We start from the raw sequence: 16498 nt of genomic DNA, 5'->3' as shown, positions 1-16498 counted from the left end.
ACTGTCGGGCTTGTTGTGGCCAGTGTGCTTGTTGTGGCGAGCGGGCTTGCCCCGCGTTGGGCTGCGAAGCAGCCCCAGAAAGGTAACCCCGGTGTGCCAGACGGAACTCCATTACAGGTTTTGGGGCCGCTTCGCAGCCCAACGCGGGGCAAGCCCGCTCGCCACAGCAATCACACTGGCCACAGAAAGCCCGCTGGCCACAGTCGGTTTTCCAGCCAAAGACGTGCGCCATGCATAACCCCTGCGCCCTGATCCCGGTCTACAACCATGAAGCCGCCGTGCCAGCCGTGGTTCACAGCCTGTTGAACAACGGCCTGCCGTGCCTGTTGGTGGACGATGGCAGCAGCCCAAGCTGCGCGGCGGTGCTTGCACAGTTGGCCACGCTGGAAAATGTCACCCTGCTGACCCTGCCAAATAATCAAGGCAAAGGTGGCGCCGTCATGGCGGGCTTTCGCGAAGCCGCGCGCCTGGGCTACAGCCACGCGCTGCAAGTCGACGCCGACGGCCAGCACGACCTGCGTGAAGTCGAAACCTTTATCGACACCTCGCGCAGGCACCCCGATGCGGTGATCTGCGGCTACCCCGAATACGACGACAGCGTGCCCAAAGGCCGCCTGTACGCGCGCTACCTGACCCACGTGTGGGTGTGGATCAACACCCTTTCGCTGCAAATCCGCGATTCGATGTGCGGCTTTCGCGTGTACCCGCTGGCACCCACGCTGGCACTGATGAACTCGGCCTACATCGGCACGCGCATGGATTTCGACTCCGACATCCTCGTGCGCCTGGCCTGGCGCAACCAGCCGATGCGCTGGCTGCCGACCCAAGTGCATTACCCCGCCGACGGCCTGTCGCACTTCCGTTTGTTCCACGACAACGTACGCATCTCGGCCATGCACACCCGGCTGTTTTTCGGCATGGTGGTGCGCGCACCGATGATTTTGTGGCGGCGGTGGCAGGCATGAACGACAGCACCAAGCACTGGGCCGACCGTGAGGAGCGCGGCAGTTTCTGGCTGATGAAACTCACCGCCGTCGCCGCCAAGGTGCTTGGCCGTCGCCTGCTGAGCCCGGTGCTGTACGGCATCGTCTTGTACTTCTTCCTGTTCGGCCGCACCGCGCGCCAGAGTGCCTGGGAATACCAGCAACGCCTGGCCGACTGGAGTGGCCGCGATGAGCTGCGCCCCAGCCTTAAATCAGTCTTCGGCCAGTTCATGGCCTTCGCCGATTCCTTGCTCGACAAGCTCGACGTGTGGAACGGCAAGCTGCGCATAGAACAGATCGAAATAGACGACCCGGCGCAATTGCGCGGCCAACTGCGCGGCGAGCGCGGGCAGATGCTGGTGGGCGCACACCTGGGCAACCTCGAAGTGTGCCGCGCCCTCGCCGAGATCGGCGAGCAAGTCACCATGAACGTGTTGGTGCACACCAAGCACGCCGAGCAATTCAACCGACTGCTGGGCGAAGCCGGGGCCACACATTTGCGCCTGATTCAGGTCAGCGAGCTGGACCCGGCCACCATGCTGCTGCTCAGCCAGCGACTGGACGAAGGCGAGTGGCTGGCCATCGCCGGCGACCGCGTGCCGTTGCATGGCGGGCGCAAGGTGCGGGTGGATTTTCTCGGCGTTGACGCGGCGTTCCCCCAAGGCCCGTGGCTGCTGGCCGGCCTGCTGAAATGCCCGGTCAATTTGCTGATGTGCCTTAAACATAATGGTCGCTACCGCCTGACCATCGAGCCGTTCGCCGACTTAATCGAGTGGAAGCGCAGCACCCGCGAGCAGGTGATCGCCCAGTGGACCGCACGCTACGCCGCGCGCCTGGGCCAGTTCTGCCTGGCAGCGCCCCGACAATGGTTCAACTTTTACCCTTTCTGGAAGACCGATGACGACGCATCTTGAGCCGGTAACCTTTGGCGAGCGCCCATTGCGCATTGAAGACGTGCTGGCCCTGGCCAACCGTCAGGCGCCTACGCAGCTGCAAAACGACGCCGCGTACCGCCAGCGCATCGCCAAGGGCGCGCAGTTTCTCGACTCGCTGCTGGACAAGGAAGGCGTGATCTACGGTGTAACCACCGGCTACGGCGACTCGTGCGTGGTGGCGGTGCCGTTGCAACACGTCGAAGCATTGCCGCGTCACCTCTACACCTTCCACGGTTGTGGCCTGGGCAAGTTGCTTGATGCACAGGCCACCCGCGCGGTGCTGGCCGCGCGTTTGCAGTCGCTGTGCCACGGCGTGTCCGGCGTGCGCGCGGAACTGCTGGAGCGCCTGCACGCGTTCCTCGAATATGACGTGCTGCCGCTGATCCCGGAAGAAGGCTCGGTGGGCGCCAGCGGCGATTTGACCCCGCTGTCTTACGTCGCCGCGACCCTGTCCGGTGAGCGCGAAGTGACGTTGCGTGGCGAACGCCGCCAGGCTGCCGACGTGCACCGCGAACTGGGCTGGGAGCCGCTGGTACTGCGCCCCAAGGAAGCCCTGGCATTGATGAACGGCACCGCCGTAATGACTGGCCTGGCGTGCCTGGCCTTCGCCCGCGCCGACTACCTGCTGCAACTGGCCACGCGCATCACCGCGCTGAACGTGGTGGCGCTGCAAGGCAACCCGGAACACTTCGACGAGCGCCTGTTCGCCGCCAAGCCGCACCCTGGGCAGATGCAAGTTGCCGCCTGGCTGCGCAAAGACTTGGCGATTGATGCGCCAACGGCGCCGCTGCATCGCCTGCAGGACCGCTACTCGCTGCGCTGCGCGCCCCACGTGCTGGGCGTGTTGGCCGACAGCTTGAATTGGCTGCGCGCGTTTATCGAAATCGAGCTGAACAGCGCCAACGACAACCCGATTATCGACGCCGAAGAAGAACGCGTGCTGCACGGCGGGCACTTCTACGGCGGCCACATTGCCTTCGCCATGGACAGCCTGAAAACGCTGGTGGCCAACGTCGCCGACCTGCTCGACCGCCAACTCGCGTTGCTGGTGGACGTGCGCTATAACCACGGCCTGCCGAGCAACCTGTCGGGTGCGCCAGCGGATCGCGCGATGATCAACCATGGCTTCAAGGCCGTGCAGATCGGCACCAGCGCCTGGACCGCCGAAGCCTTGAAAAACACCATGCCGGCCAGCGTGTTCTCGCGCTCCACCGAGTGCCATAACCAGGACAAGGTGAGCATGGGCACCATCGCCGCTCGCGATGCGATCCGGGTGCTGGAGCTGACCGAACAGGTCGCTGCTGCCACTTTGCTCGCCGCCAACCAGGGCGTGTGGCTGCGCGCCCAGGCCGCGGATGCGCGGGCGCTGCCACCGGCGTTGGCAGCGATGCACATTGAACTGGCCAAAGATTTCCCGCCGGTCATCGAAGACCGCGCGCTGGAAGGCGAACTGCGCCTGTGCCTGAAACGCATCGCCGAGCAACACTGGAGGCTGCATGCGTAGCCAGGGCGTATTGCATTGCGACACTGAAATCCTCGTGCCGTTTTTCGACGTCGACACCATGAACGTCGTCTGGCACGGGCATTACGTGAAGTACCTGGAAGTGGCGCGTTGCGCGCTGCTCGACAAGATCGGCCACAACTACACGGCGATGCTTGAATCCGGCTACGCCTGGCCGGTGATCGACCTGCAACTGCGCTACGTACGCGGCGCGGTGTTCGGCCAAACCATCAATGTGCGCGCCAGCCTGGTGGAGTGGGAAAACCGCTTGAAGGTCAACTACCTGATCACCGACCTTGCCAGCGGCGAGCGTTTAACCCGCGCCAGCACCGTGCAAGTCGCCGTAGAAATCGCCAGCCGCGAAATGCAGCTGGCCTCCCCAAAAATATTCACAGACGACGTAGAGAGAGCCTTGAAATGAGATCCCCTGTGGGAGCGGGCTTGCTCGCGAAGATCCTGAGAGCCCTGAGTAGTGTCAGGCAACCCGCGTCATCGTTAACGTCCTTCGCGAGCAAGCCCGCTCCCACATGGACGGTGTTTATTCTGTTGTTCAGCATTCCAGGTTTCGCCCACGCTTTCGACCTGCAACAACTCAGCGAGCAACTGGCCAAACCATCCGTCATCCACGGAGCCTTCACCCAGGAAAAACACCTGCGTGCCCTGCCCCAACCCTTGGTCAGCAAAGGCACCTTCGTGCTCGCCAAAGACCACGGCCTGCTGTGGCTGCTGAAAACCCCGCTGCAACAGGACTACCGCATCAGCGCCCAAGGCATCGCCCGACGCGACGCCAACGGCTGGCAATTGCTGCCTAACAAAAGCGCCGGCGCCGAGCAGAATCGGTTGTTCCTGGCGGTACTCCAGGGCGATAGCAGTGGCTTGCAGCGTGACTTCGAACTGCACCTGCAAGGCGAAGCCAGCGGCTGGAAGCTGACGCTGGTGCCGCGCTCGCTGTTGCTCAAGCAGGTGTTCACCCAAATCAATATCGATGGCGGTGAGCTGGTGCAAAAAATCGAACTGCTGGAAACCCAAGGCGACAGCACTGTATTGCGCATGCAGGACAGCACCGCCAGCCAACCGTTGAGCGATTCGGAGAAGCACGACTTTGCCCAGTGAGCGCCTGATGCCGCGCCTGTTCCTGACTCTGCTGGTGGCCGTGCTGGCCCTGGCCGGCTGGCAGTGGCGCCATGGTGCGCCGCTGTCGGCCAACCTGATGGAACTGGTGCCCGGCGACACGCCGGATGCCTTGGAACAGCAAGCCGAACAGCGCATGCAGGAACCGCTGAACCGCGAAATGCTGGTGCTGGTCGGGCATAGCGACCGCCAGCAAGCGGTGACCGTGGCGCAGCAATTGGGCGAACGCTGGCAGGCCAGCGGGCTGTTCGAAAAAGTGCAGTGGAACCTGCAAGCCGACTTGCCGGCACTGCGTGAGCAACTGCTGCGCGGGCGCCTGGCGATGCTCTCGGCCAAGGACCGCGAGCAACTCATCGATCACCCCGACGCCTTCATCCAACAGCGCGTGCAAGCGCTGTTCGACCCCTTCACCGGCTTCAGCCTGGTGCCGAGCCAGGATGACTGGCTGGGCCTCACCGGGCGCATCCAGAACAGCCAGCCGCAACACGGCTCGGTGCAGCTGGATATCGGCAGCGGCGCGTTGATCGCCGAGGCCGACGGCAAAAGCTGGGTGCTGCTGCGCGCGCGCACCACCGGCAATGCCTTCGACATGAAACTGCCGCTGCAAGTGGCGGATTTGCTCAAGGCCAGCCGTGAGCAGGCAAGCGGGCAAGGCGCGCAATTGCTCGCCGCCAGTGGCTTGCTCTACGCCGCCAATGGTCAGCAGCAAGCCACGCGGGAAATCACCTGGGTCGGCGGCGGCGCCACCCTTGGCATCCTGTTACTGCTGTTGCTCGCCTTCCGTCGCTGGCGCGTGTTGCTGGCGTTTGTACCGGTGCTGGTGGGCATGCTGTTTGGCGCGGTGGCCTGTGTGGCGCTGTTCGGCCATATGCATGTGATGACCCTGGTGCTGGGCTCCAGCCTCATCGGCGTGGCGGTGGATTACCCGCTGCACTATCTGTCGAAAAGCTGGAGCCTGCAGCCGTGGCGCAGCTGGCCGGCCTTGCGCCTGACGTTGCCGGGGCTGAGCCTGAGCCTGGCCACCAGCTGCATCGGCTACCTGGCGCTGGCCTGGACACCGTTTCCGGCGCTGACGCAAATCGCGGTGTTCTCTGCCGCCGGCCTGGTCGGCGCCTACCTGTCCGCCGTGTGCCTGTTGCCCGCACTGCTCAGGGGCGTTGAGCTGCGCCCGGCGCAATGGCCGCTGCGCATCGCCGAATGCCTGTGGCTGCTGCGTGCCGCGTTGCTCAAGCGCGTGCCGAGCCCGGTGTTGTTGGCGTTGCTGTTGCTGTTCTGCGCCGGCGGCCTGTGGCACTTGAGCAGCAAAAACGATATTCGCCAATGGATCGGCGCGCCGCCGCAACTGCTGCAAGAAGCCCAGGCCGTGGCGCGCATTACCGGCTTCCAGCCCACCAGCCAGTTCTTTCTGGTGCGCGCCGACAACCAGCAACAGTTGCTGGAGCGTCAGGCCGCGCTGGGCCAGCGTCTGGACCAACTGGTGAACATGAACAAGCTGCAGGGTTACCTGGCGCTCAACCAATTGGTCAGCCTGCCCGCCGAGCAACAGCAACTGCGCGATGCGCTGAATAAACTGCCGCAATTCTGGCAACCGCTGCTGGACCTCGGCGTGCCCGCCAGCGCGTTGCAGGCCGAAGTGGCGCAACTGCAAGCGCTGCCCACCGAAGACATCGACGCGGCGCTGGTCGGCCCACTTGCCGAACCCTGGCGCACACTGTGGCTGGGCCCGGTGAACGGCGGCGTGGCGGCGATGGTCAGCCTGCAAGGTTTGAACAACCCGGCGCTGTTGCGGGTGCAGGCGCTGGATTTGCCCGGCGTGCAATTGGTCGATCGCCTTGGCGATTTGAACCGGGTGTTCGCTGACACGCAGATCAGCGCGGCGGAATTGAAGTTGATGTCGTGCGTGCTGATCGTGCTGCTGTTGATCCTGCCGTTCGGTGTCGGCGGCGCGTTGCGCATCGTCGCCCTGCCCCTGCTCGCCGCGCTGTGCAGTTTGGCGAGCCTCGGTTGGCTGGGCCAGCCACTCACGCTGTTCAGCCTGTTCGGCCTGCTGCTGGTCACGGCGATCAGCGTGGATTACGCGATACTGATGCGCGAGCAGATCGGCGGCCCCGCCGTCAGCCTTTTAGGAACGCTGCTGGCGGCGCTGACGACCTGGTTGTCGTTTGGCCTGCTGGCGGTGTCGAGTACACCGGCCGTGAGTAATTTCGGCCTGTCGGTCAGCCTGGGCCTGGCTTTCAGCTTTATGCTGGCGCCGTGGGCCGGGCAACAGAAGCACGCCTTATGAATGTGATTATCGCCAAAGTGGCAAGGAGCCCTCGTGCCCATAGTTGAAATGGAACGTCGCCAAGTAGTCGTGATCGGTGCCGGACCATCCGGTGCCATCGCGGCCGCGCTGTTAAAGCGCAATGGGCATGATGTATTGATTATCGAGCGCCAGCATTTCCCGCGTTTCTCGATTGGCGAAAGCCTGCTCTCGCACTGCATCGACTTTATCGAAGAAGCCGGCATGCTCGACGCCGTGCAAGCCGCCGGTTTCCAGGTGAAAACCGGCGCCGCGTTCGCCTGGGGCGAGCGCTACAGCGCGTTTGATTTCGGCGACACCTTCAGCAACGGCAAGCCGACCACCTTCCAGGTGCAGCGCGGCGAGTTCGACAAGTTGCTGGCTGACCAGGCCACGTTGCAAGGCGTAGAGATTCGCTACGGCGAAACCATCATCGGCGTGGATTTGAGCGGCGAAAGCCGCTACCTGCATGTGCGCCGCGAGAACGGCAGCGAGTACCACCTCAAAGCCAAATTCGTACTCGACGCCAGCGGTTACGGCCGCGTGTTGCCGCGCTTGCTGGACCTGGACTTGCCATCGAATTTTCCGGTGCGCCAGGCGGTGTTCACGCATGTCGAAGATCACATCGAACACCCAGGCTTCGACCGCACCAAGATTCTCGTTACCACCCACCCGACGAAGCGCGATATCTGGTTCTGGACCATCCCGTTCAGTAACGGGCGCTGCTCGGTAGGTGTGGTCGCGGCCAAGGAGCATTTTGACGGCCGCGATGCAGACCTCGACGCCTGCCTGCGCGGTTTTATCGCGCAAACCCCAAGCCTGTCTCGCGTGCTGAAAAACGCCGTGTGGGATACCCCGGCGCGCACCATCGGCGGCTACGCAGCAAACGTCAAAACCCTGCACGGGCCGGGCTTTGCGCTGCTGGGCAATGCAGCGGAATTCCTTGACCCGGTGTTTTCCTCGGGCGTGACCATTGCCATGCGCTCAGCAAGCATGGCCGCCGGTCTGCTGCATCGTCAGCTCAAGGGTGAAACCGTGGACTGGCAAACCGAGTTTGCCGAGCCGCTGAAGCGTGGCGTCGACACCTTCCGTTGTTACGTGGAAGGCTGGTATGCCGGCACCTTCCAGGATGTGATTTTCCATCCGGGCAGCGCGCCGGAGATTCGCCGGATGATCAGTTCGATCCTCGCCGGTTACGCGTGGGATGAGCGCAACCCGTTTGTCAGCGAGCCGAAACGGCGGTTGCGCATGCTGTCGGAAATTTGTGCGGGTGAGCCGGTATGAGCAGTCAGTACCTGAGCAAAAACTACGTGGAAGAAACCAGATTCGGCCTCTGGTTTCTGCGCAGCCACACTTGGCAGCATCACGTGTTGCGCGTGGCGATCAACGACCTGCGCAGCCTGTTCACCGAGCCTTTGCCGGCAGCGCCGGTGCTGCTGGACGCAGGGTGCGGCCAGGGCAAATCGTTCCAGCTGTTGCAGCAGGTGTTTGCCCCAGCGCGCCTGATTGGCCTGGATGCCGACCCTCACAGCCTGGTGTTGAGCAAAGCTGAAGCCGAGCGTCAGGGCCTCGCCATTGAGCTGATCGGCAGCGACTGCGCCACCCTCGACGTGCCGGACGCCAGCGTCGATATCCTGTTCTGCCATCAGACGTTCCACCATCTGGTGGAACAGCACCGCGCGCTGCAAGAGTTCTACCGCGTGCTCAAGCCGGGCGGCTATTTGCTGTTTGCCGAATCCACCGAAGCCTACATCGACACCTGGGTGATTCGCTGGCTGTTCCGTCACCCGATGCACGTGCAAAAAAGCGCCGAGCAATACCTGGACATGCTCCGCGAGCAGGGCTTTGAGTTCGGCCCGCAGAACGTCTCGTATCCCTACTTGTGGTGGAGCCGCTCCAGCGATTTTGGCCTGCTTGAACGCTTGGGCTTGCGCAACCCGCCGCCGGTGGGCCAGCGCGAAGAAACCCTGGTGAACTGCGTGGCACGCAAGCCTTTAACGAGCGCGGCGCCATGATGCGCCTGCTGCTGATGGGCTGCCTGTTGCTGTTGAGCGCCTGCGCCAGTTCGCCACCGTTGCCCGAGAAAACCCCAAGCCTGGCCTTGCCGATGCAACTGCACGTGCAGCGCCGCGCAGACGGCCAGAGCCAGGACTGGCTGCTGGTGATCCAGCGCGAAGGCGGCGGCATTCGCTGGTCAATGATGGACCCGCTGGGCATTCCCCAGGCCCGGCAAAAGCTGATCAATGGGCAGTGGCAGGCCGACGGTTTGCTGCCGCCCAACCCGCAGGCGCGGGAATTGTTTGCCGCGCTGCTGTTCGCCCTGACGTCGGCGGATGACGTGCGCGCGTTGTACCCGAGCGCCCAAGCCAGGGACCTTACGCGCACGCTGCCGGGCCATTGGCAGATTGTGTATCAGTCCTCAGAAGTGTTCAGCGTGAACATGGCCGGGCAACCGTTGAGCTACCGCATCACGCCGCTGGGGGCCGCCCAATGACAGCCTATCTGAATGCACTCGGCGTGATTTGCGCACTGGGCCGAGGCCAGGCCGAGGTCAGCCGCAGCCTGTTTGCCGGCGACTGTTCGGGCATGCGCGCCGAAAGCGGCTGGGTGCCGGAGCGCGTGTTGCCGGTGGCGGGTGTACACGGCGAGCTGGCAACTATTCCTGGCGAGCTGAACCAGCAAAGTAGCCGCAACAACCAGTTGTTGCTTGAAGCCGCGTTGCAGATAGAGGCCCAGTTGCGCCAGGCGATCCACACCTACGGCGCGTCGCGGGTTGGCGTGGTGTTGGGCACCAGCACGTCGGGCATCGACGAAGCCAGCCGTGGCATCGCGCATTACCTGCGCGACAGCTGCTTCCCCGGCGACTACGACTACCAGCAACAGGAACTCAGCGCCCCGGCGAATTTCCTCGCCGACTGGCTGCAACTGAGCGGCCCGGCCTATGTGATTTCCACCGCTTGCACCTCCAGCGCGCGGGCACTGATGAGTGCCCAGCGCCTGCTGGACCTGGGCGTGTGCGATGCGGTGATCTGCGGCGGCGTCGACAGCTTGTGCAGGCTGACCCTCAACGGTTTCACCTCGCTGGAAGCCGTGTCGAGCGAGCGCTGCAACCCGTTTTCAGTGAACCGCAACGGCATCAATATCGGCGAAGCCGCTGTGCTGTTTCTGATGACCCAGACACCTGCGCCGATTGCCCTGCTGGGCAGCGGCGCCAGTTGCGATGCGCACCATATTTCTGCGCCAGAGCCGACGGGCAAAGGCGCGCTGCTGGCGATGCGCAAGGCCCTGGCCAGCGCGAAGCTTGCGCCCGAGCAGATCGGTTACCTGAACCTGCACGGCACCGCGACCCAGCACAACGACGCGATGGAAAGCCTGGCCGTGGCCGACCTGTTCCCCCACGGCGTGGCCTGTTCGTCGACCAAGCCCATGAGCGGCCATACCCTGGGCGCCGCTGGCGCACTGGAAGCGGCATTCTGCTGGCTGAGCCTGGCCCACGGCGTGGTGCCGCCGCACGTGTGGGACGGCGAGGCCGACCCGGCGCTGCCGGCTTTGCAATGGGCACACGCGGGTGACACCTTGAAAAAACCCTGCCTGATGAGCAACTCGTTTGCCTTCGGCGGCAATAACGTCAGCCTGATTATCGGAGAGGCCCCATGATTGCTTGGCCACTCGCCGAACTGCTGCCCCATGCCGGCGACATGATCCTGATTGATCAGGTGCTGTCGTTTGATGAAGAGCAGGTTCATACCCGCGCCACCATCAAGCCCGGCGGCCTGTTCAGCCGCGCCGACGGCGGCCTGCCAGCCTGGGTCGGCATTGAATTGATGGCGCAAAGCGTCGCCGCCTACGCCGGTTGCCGCGCACGGCAGAAAGGCGAAGCGGTGGAACTGGGTTTCCTGTTGGGCACACGTAAGTTCGAGTGCAACGTGGAACACTTCCCGGCCGGCGCCGAGCTGACGATCCACGGCCTGCGCTCCCTGGAAGACGACAACGGCATGGGTGTGTTCGAATGCCACATCACCGGCGACGGTATCCAGGCCAGCGCCCGCTTGAACGTATTTCGACCGCCCCAGGCGGCCAACTATTTAGATGAATCGAAGGACCAAACGCCATGACTGAATCCGTACTGGTCACCGGCTCCAGCCGGGGCATCGGCCGCGCCATTGCCCTGCGCCTGGCTCAGGCCGGGCATGACATCGTGCTGCATTGCCGCAACGGTCGCAGCGAAGCCGACGCGGTGCAGGTCGAGATTGAAGCGCTCGGCCGTCAGGCGCGGGTGCTGCAGTTCGACGTGGCGGATCGCGCGGCGTGCAAGGAAATCCTGGAAGCCGATGTTGAGGCGCACGGCGCTTACTACGGCGTGGTGCTCAACGCGGGCCTGACCCGTGACGGTGCCTTCCCGGCCTTGTCGGAAGATGATTGGGATGTGGTGATGCGCACCAACCTCGACGGTTTTTACAACGTGCTGCACCCGGTGATGATGCCGATGATCCGGCGTCGCGCCGCCGGGCGCATTGTGTGCATTACGTCGGTTTCCGGATTGATCGGCAACCGTGGGCAGGTCAACTACAGCGCCTCGAAGGCCGGTTTGATAGGCGCGGCCAAGGCGCTGGCGATCGAGCTGGGCAAGCGCAAGATCACCGTCAACTGCGTCGCGCCGGGCTTGATCGACACGGCAATGCTGGATGAAAACGTGCCGGTGGAAGAGCTGATGAAGATGATTCCCGCGCAACGCATGGGCACGCCGGAAGAAGTGGCGGGCGCGGTGAATTTCCTGATGTCGGCTGAAGCGGGCTATATCACCCGCCAGGTCCTGGCCGTGAACGGAGGCCTGTGCTGATGAAACGCGTCGTCGTTACCGGCATGGCCGGCATGACCTCATTGGGCAGCGACTGGGCGACCATTTCGGCCAACTTTCGCGCCAACCGCAGCGGCATTCGGCGCATGGACGAGTGGGACCGTTTTACCGAATTGAACACGCGCCTGGCCGGGCCTATCGACGACTTCGTGGTGCCTTCGCACTGGACGCGCAAGCAATTGCGCAGCATGGGCCGCGTCTCGCGCCTGGCAGTGTGGGCCGCGGAGCAAGCGCTGAAAGATGCAGGTTTGCTCGGTGACGAGTCGATCAAGGACGGGCGAATGGGCGTGGCCTGTGGCTCATCCACCGGCAGTACGGACGAGATCAAGGCGTTCGGCAATATGCTGCTGAACTCGGTGGCCGAGGGGCTGAATGCCAACTCCTATGTGCGCATGATGCCGCACACCACGGCGGCGAATATCAGCATCTTTTTTGGCCTGACCGGGCGGCTGATCCCGACGTCCAGCGCTTGCACCAGCGGTAGCCAGGGCATCGGTTATGCCTACGAGGCAATCAAGTTCGGGCGCCTGCCGTTGATGCTCGCCGGCGGCGCCGAAGAGCTGTGCCCCACCGAAGCCATGGTGTTCGACGCGCTCTACGCCACCAGCCTGAAAAATGACGCGCCACAGACCAGCCCACGCCCGTACGACAGTGGCCGCGATGGCCTGGTGATCGGCGAAGGCGGCGGCATGCTGGTGCTCGAAGAGTTGGAACACGCCTTGGCGCGCGGTGCGCATATCCACGCCGAGCTGGTCGGTTTCGGCAGCAATGCCGACGGCCAGCACACCACCCGCCCGGAACAGAAAACCATGCGCCGCGCGATGGAACTGGCCCTGGAAGACGCCGGGCTTGAGCCTTGCGCCATCGGTTACGTCAACGGCCATGGCACCGCCACCGACCAGGGCGACATCGCGGAGACGCTGGCCACCAGTAGCCTGTTTGGTAGTCGCATGCCACTAAGTTCGCAGAAAAGCTTTCTGGGCCACACCCTCGGTGCCTGCGGCGCGCTGGAGTCGTGGTTCAGCATCGAGATGATGAACAGCGACAGCTACGTGCACACCTTCAACCTTGATTCAGTCGACCCGCAGTGCGGCGAGCTGGATTACCTGCAAGGTGGCTTTCGCGAGATGCACAACGATTACGTGATGAACAACAATTTTGCCTTTGGCGGCGTCAACACGTCGCTGATTTTCCGCCGCTGGTCCTGAACGTTTAATTGATTGGAGAAAACGGAATGTCTTCCTTGCTACGCGCCACCCTGATCACCCTGGCCCTGCTGACCACCGCCGGTTGCACCAGCAAACCGGTACTCAATACCCAGCACGAGCTGGCGGCAAACACCCAGGCCAGCGAAGAGCAAATGAAACAGGTCATCGTCACCACCCTGCAAAAACGCGAGTGGGCCGTGCAACGCCTGAGCCCGCAGTTGGTGCAAGCCGATATCACCGTGCGCGGCCAGTTCTACGCCGCCATCGACATCCGCTACACCCGCAACAGCTACGCCATCACTTACCGCGACAGCCGCGACCTGGGCTACAAGGACGGCAAAATCCACCGCAACTACAACCGCTGGATCAGCATGCTGGATCGCGACATCCTCGCAGCGCTGCGCAGCAGTGGCTCAGCGGCGCAGAACTGAAGCGCGCCGCTCTGTGGCGAGCGGGCTTGTTGTGGCGAGCGGGCTTGCCCCGCGTTGGGCTGCGAAGCGGCCCCAGAATCCTTAGATCGTAAACGGTCTGCAAGAACGCAGAGATATTATTGGGGCTGCTGCGCAGCCCAACGCGGGGCAAGCCCGCTCGCCACGACAAGCCTGCTCGCCACAGAAACGACAAAGGGCGCCTTTCGGCGCCCTCTCACAAACAGGTTGGCTTGTCATCGCCGCTTCCTGCCTGGCTCTGCGATGGCTGGTTGCCCAGGATCCTCAGAGTCTCACAAGCCCCTCTCGGGAACCTATGCAGTATGCCCGAAAACAACTGGCATGCAATCAGTGGCAAAGCGCCGCTTGTTCTTTAGTGCAGCCCTAAGGCGCTGCGCACCGCCGCTTTTATCGCTAGAAATTGATCAGCAGTGAGCTCAGCGATTTTGTAAGTTCGTTTGCCATGACGGTCTTTGCTTTTGATTCGGTCTAGACGGCCCAGGCAAACGGTCGCCACGATGTCGCACTTCGCCCAGCAAATCGGGCTAGCGCCCTGAAGATGACTGTCGAGTTGCAAATGATGATCCAATATCGTCTGCGGGGCAGTTGTGCTCAGCGGTACAACTGTCACCAGGAGCTTATTCGTTCGGTGCTTACGTATCACAATAACGGGCCGAATCTTGATAATTTCCGGAACCTCATAGCCTCGAAAATCACAAATCAACACGCTGCCCTCCTTGGGCTGATAGAGAAGTGCCATCCATATCACTCGCTTGCAAAAGAGTGATTCTGCGTAACTTTCTAGCGAATCACTAAGGAGGATCAGTTACCTGATATGTGAGGTGAGCTACAGGAGCACCTTACGCGTCAACAGCTCCACAAATGCCTTTGCCATCAGGGTTTGCGCGCCCTTGCGCTGCACCAGCCAGACCGAGGTCACCGCCTCTTGATCGAGCAAGGTGCGATAGACCACGCCGTCGATGCGGATGCGTTGGTACGACGCCGGCAATACCGACACGCCGAGCCCCGCCGCCACCAGGCCGATGATGGTCATCGCCTCGCCGGCTTCCTGGGCGAAGTGCGGGCTGAAGCCGGCGTCGCGGGCTAGGTTGATCAATTGGGCATAGAGGCCGCTGCCGTAGGAGCGTGGGAAAAACACAAACGGCTCCTCGGCCAATTGCGCCAGGTGCAAACCGCGTTCGGTGCCTTCGACCATTGGGTGGCCCGCGCTTAATACGGCAACCAAGGGCTCGCGCATCAGTTCAACAACGCTCAGCGAGTCCGGCAATGGCAACGGACGCATCAGGCCGACCTGGATCGACTCATCCACCAGCGATTCGGCCACTTCGGTGCTGCTCATTTCCTGCAAATTCAGGTGCACCGCCGGGAAGGCCTGGCGAAAGGCGAAAATCGCCTGGGGGATGCTGGCGTTGAACGGCGCCGACGAGGTGAAGCCAATCTTCAGCTAGCCCAACTCTCCCAACTGCGCGCGGCGCGCTACGTCCGCCGCCTTGTCGACCTGGGCCAGCACCAACCGCGCCTCATGCAGGAACAACCGCCCCGCCTCGCTCAGCTCAACCCGACGATTGGTGCGCTCAAACAAACGCGCGCCCACGTGTTGCTCAAGGGCCTGAATCTGCTGACTCAACGGCGGTTGCGAGATGCCCAGCACTTGGGCGGCGCGACCGAAGTGCAGTTCTTCGGCGACGGCGATGAAGTAGCGCAAGTGACGTAATTCCATGCAAGCCTCATTAGGTCGTAAAACCTATCAAACAGGTCGAACAATATATTGGAAAGAATCATTAGCCAGCTATATTCTTTTTTGCAGTGCCAGTCCTGGCCGGCTTTTCATCGCCGAGGTCCCCGTGAAATCTGCTGTCGCGCCATTCGCTCAAGAAGTCCCGCCCACCGCCCTGGATGAGGTGGTGGCCCAGCTCAACGAGCAGTACATCGAAAAAGGCACGCCGATGTTCATGCGCACGGTGCTGGCGCTGTTTTCCGGCGGCTTTGCCACGTTCGCTTTGCTGTATTGCGTGCAGCCAATGATGCCGGCGCTGTCCCACGAGTTTTCCATCAACGCCGCGCAGAGCAGCCTGATTTTGTCGGTGTCCACGGCGATGCTGGCGCTGGGCTTGCTGATCACCGGGCCGATTTCCGACCGCCTGGGGCGCAAGCCGGTGATGGTCTGCGCGCTGTTCTGCGCGGCGCTCGCCACCATCGCCAGCGGCCTGATGCCAACCTGGGAAGGCATTCTGTTCATGCGCGCGCTGGTGGGCCTGTCGCTGAGCGGGCTGGCCGCCGTGGCGATGACGTACCTGAGTGAAGAGATCCACCCGCAACACATCGGCCTGGCCATGGGCCTGTATATCGGCGGCAACGCGATCGGCGGCATGAGCGGGCGCTTGATCATCGGTGTGTTGATCGACTTCGTCAGCTGGCACACCGCGATGCTGATCATCGGCGCGCTGGCGCTGATCGCCGCCACGGTGTTCTGGAAGATCCTGCCCGAATCGCGCAACTTCCGCGCCAGCAGCCTCAAACCGCGCAACCTGGTGGATGGGTTTGTCATGCACTTCAAGGACGCGGGCCTGCCGTGGTTATTCCTCGAAGCCTTCCTGTTGATGGGCGCGTTCGTCACGATGTTCAACTACATCGGCTACCGGCTGCTGGCAAAACCTTACGGGCTGAGCCAAGCGGTGGTGGGCCTGCTCTCTCTGGTGTATCTGACCGGCATCTACAGCTCAGCCAAGATCGGCTCGCTGGCCGACCGCCTCGGCCGCCGCCGTGTGTTGTGGTGCACCATTGTGCTCATGCTCGCCGGCATGAGCCTGACCCTGTTCACGCCGCTGTGGCTGGTGGTGCCGGGCATGCTGATCTTCACCTTCGGCTTCTTCGGCGCTCACTCGGTGGCGAGTAGCTGGATCGGCAGGCGCGCGGTGAAGGCCAAGGGGCAGGCGTCGTCGTTGTACTTGTTCTGCTATTACGCGGGGTCGAGTGTTGCGGGGACGGCGGGCGGGTTCTTCTGGCACTTCGCGGGCTGGAACGGGATTGGTGGGTTTATCGTAGCGTTGTTGATTGGCGCTTTGTTGGTGGCGTTGAGGTTGGCGAAGTTGGCGCCGTTGGGGAATGTGAAGGCCTGAGACGGTCCTGCTTTTAATGTGGGAGCTGGCTTG

Annotated in this window: 16 protein-coding genes and 1 pseudogene; 15 read left to right on the top strand and 2 right to left on the bottom strand. The window is 62.9% G+C overall.

From position 1 onward, the window contains the following. Positions 1-230: 230 nt before the first annotated feature. Genes Q7C20_RS09595 through Q7C20_RS09530 form a run of 14 tightly spaced genes read left to right on the top strand, consistent with a single transcriptional unit; the run spans position 231 to position 13328 of the window. Positions 231-965, top strand: a complete 735-nt coding sequence (locus tag Q7C20_RS09595) for a glycosyltransferase family 2 protein (RefSeq protein WP_375066930.1) — start codon at positions 231-233, stop codon at positions 963-965. Continuing rightward, a complete protein-coding gene (locus Q7C20_RS09590) occupies positions 962-1897 on the top strand; it encodes a glycosyl transferase (RefSeq protein ID WP_375066928.1) in 936 nt (311 codons plus the stop codon). The genes Q7C20_RS09595 and Q7C20_RS09590 overlap by 4 nt, the downstream gene beginning before the upstream one ends. Continuing rightward, complete coding sequence (gene hutH / locus Q7C20_RS09585) at positions 1881-3422, top strand: histidine ammonia-lyase (protein ID WP_375066926.1); 1542 nt, start codon at positions 1881-1883, stop codon at positions 3420-3422. The genes Q7C20_RS09590 and hutH overlap by 17 nt, the downstream gene beginning before the upstream one ends. After that, on the top strand, positions 3415-3840 hold the full coding sequence (locus Q7C20_RS09580; RefSeq protein WP_375066924.1) for an acyl-CoA thioesterase: 426 nt from the start codon (positions 3415-3417) through the stop codon (positions 3838-3840). Before hutH ends, Q7C20_RS09580 begins: the two co-directional genes overlap by 8 nt. Further along, positions 3837-4532 carry an outer membrane lipoprotein carrier protein LolA gene (locus Q7C20_RS09575; protein ID WP_375066922.1) on the top strand — a complete coding sequence of 232 codons (696 nt, stop codon included), beginning with the start codon at positions 3837-3839 and terminating at the stop codon, positions 4530-4532. The genes Q7C20_RS09580 and Q7C20_RS09575 overlap by 4 nt, the downstream gene beginning before the upstream one ends. Beyond that, the gene (locus tag Q7C20_RS09570) at positions 4522-6834 is read left to right on the top strand and encodes an MMPL family transporter (protein ID WP_375066920.1); all 2313 of its coding nucleotides are present in this window, start codon (positions 4522-4524) and stop codon (positions 6832-6834) included. Before Q7C20_RS09575 ends, Q7C20_RS09570 begins: the two co-directional genes overlap by 11 nt. 33 nt (positions 6835-6867) lie before the next feature. Further along, positions 6868-8115, top strand: coding sequence for an NAD(P)/FAD-dependent oxidoreductase (locus Q7C20_RS09565; protein WP_375066918.1), 1248 nt, complete (start codon positions 6868-6870; stop codon positions 8113-8115). Then, complete coding sequence (locus Q7C20_RS09560) at positions 8112-8846, top strand: methyltransferase domain-containing protein (RefSeq protein WP_348061793.1); 735 nt, start codon at positions 8112-8114, stop codon at positions 8844-8846. The genes Q7C20_RS09565 and Q7C20_RS09560 overlap by 4 nt, the downstream gene beginning before the upstream one ends. Beyond that, complete coding sequence (locus tag Q7C20_RS09555; protein ID WP_375066917.1) at positions 8843-9325, top strand: hypothetical protein; 483 nt, start codon at positions 8843-8845, stop codon at positions 9323-9325. The genes Q7C20_RS09560 and Q7C20_RS09555 overlap by 4 nt, the downstream gene beginning before the upstream one ends. After that, a complete protein-coding gene (locus tag Q7C20_RS09550) occupies positions 9322-10488 on the top strand; it encodes a beta-ketoacyl-[acyl-carrier-protein] synthase family protein (protein ID WP_375066915.1) in 1167 nt (388 codons plus the stop codon). Before Q7C20_RS09555 ends, Q7C20_RS09550 begins: the two co-directional genes overlap by 4 nt. Continuing rightward, positions 10485-10946 (top strand): hotdog family protein, encoded by a 462-nt coding sequence (locus Q7C20_RS09545; RefSeq protein WP_375066913.1) that lies wholly within the window; start codon positions 10485-10487, stop codon positions 10944-10946. Before Q7C20_RS09550 ends, Q7C20_RS09545 begins: the two co-directional genes overlap by 4 nt. Next, positions 10943-11671, top strand: a complete 729-nt coding sequence (gene fabG / locus Q7C20_RS09540; protein ID WP_348062522.1) for a 3-oxoacyl-ACP reductase FabG — start codon at positions 10943-10945, stop codon at positions 11669-11671. Before Q7C20_RS09545 ends, fabG begins: the two co-directional genes overlap by 4 nt. Further along, positions 11671-12897: a beta-ketoacyl-ACP synthase gene (locus Q7C20_RS09535; protein WP_375066911.1), complete on the top strand. Its 1227-nt coding sequence runs from the start codon at positions 11671-11673 to the stop codon at positions 12895-12897. Before fabG ends, Q7C20_RS09535 begins: the two co-directional genes overlap by 1 nt. A 26-nt stretch (positions 12898-12923) precedes the next feature. Continuing rightward, positions 12924-13328 carry a hypothetical protein gene (locus tag Q7C20_RS09530; RefSeq protein WP_375066909.1) on the top strand — a complete coding sequence of 135 codons (405 nt, stop codon included), beginning with the start codon at positions 12924-12926 and terminating at the stop codon, positions 13326-13328. Positions 13329-13698: 370 nt separating this feature from the next. On the opposite strand, the gene Q7C20_RS09525 is transcribed toward Q7C20_RS09530, so the two are convergent. Continuing rightward, positions 13699-14085 carry a type II toxin-antitoxin system PemK/MazF family toxin gene (locus Q7C20_RS09525; protein WP_375066907.1) on the bottom strand — a complete coding sequence of 129 codons (387 nt, stop codon included), beginning with the start codon at positions 14083-14085 and terminating at the stop codon, positions 13699-13701. An 87-nt stretch (positions 14086-14172) separates the two neighbouring features. Beyond that, positions 14173-15066: pseudogene (locus Q7C20_RS09520) on the bottom strand (LysR substrate-binding domain-containing protein). A gap of 124 nt (positions 15067-15190) precedes the next feature. On the opposite strand from Q7C20_RS09520, the gene Q7C20_RS09515 reads away from it, so the two are divergent. Next, the gene (locus Q7C20_RS09515; protein WP_375066905.1) at positions 15191-16465 is read left to right on the top strand and encodes an MFS transporter; all 1275 of its coding nucleotides are present in this window, start codon (positions 15191-15193) and stop codon (positions 16463-16465) included. Positions 16466-16498: the final 33 nt, after the last annotated feature.

The organism is Pseudomonas sp. AMR01 (assembly GCF_041946035.1).
In the GTDB taxonomy this organism is placed as follows: domain Bacteria; phylum Pseudomonadota; class Gammaproteobacteria; order Pseudomonadales; family Pseudomonadaceae; genus Aquipseudomonas; species Aquipseudomonas antarctica_B.
The sequence above is the reverse complement of the archived record's forward strand: the minus strand, read 5'-3'. Positions and strand labels throughout refer to the sequence as shown.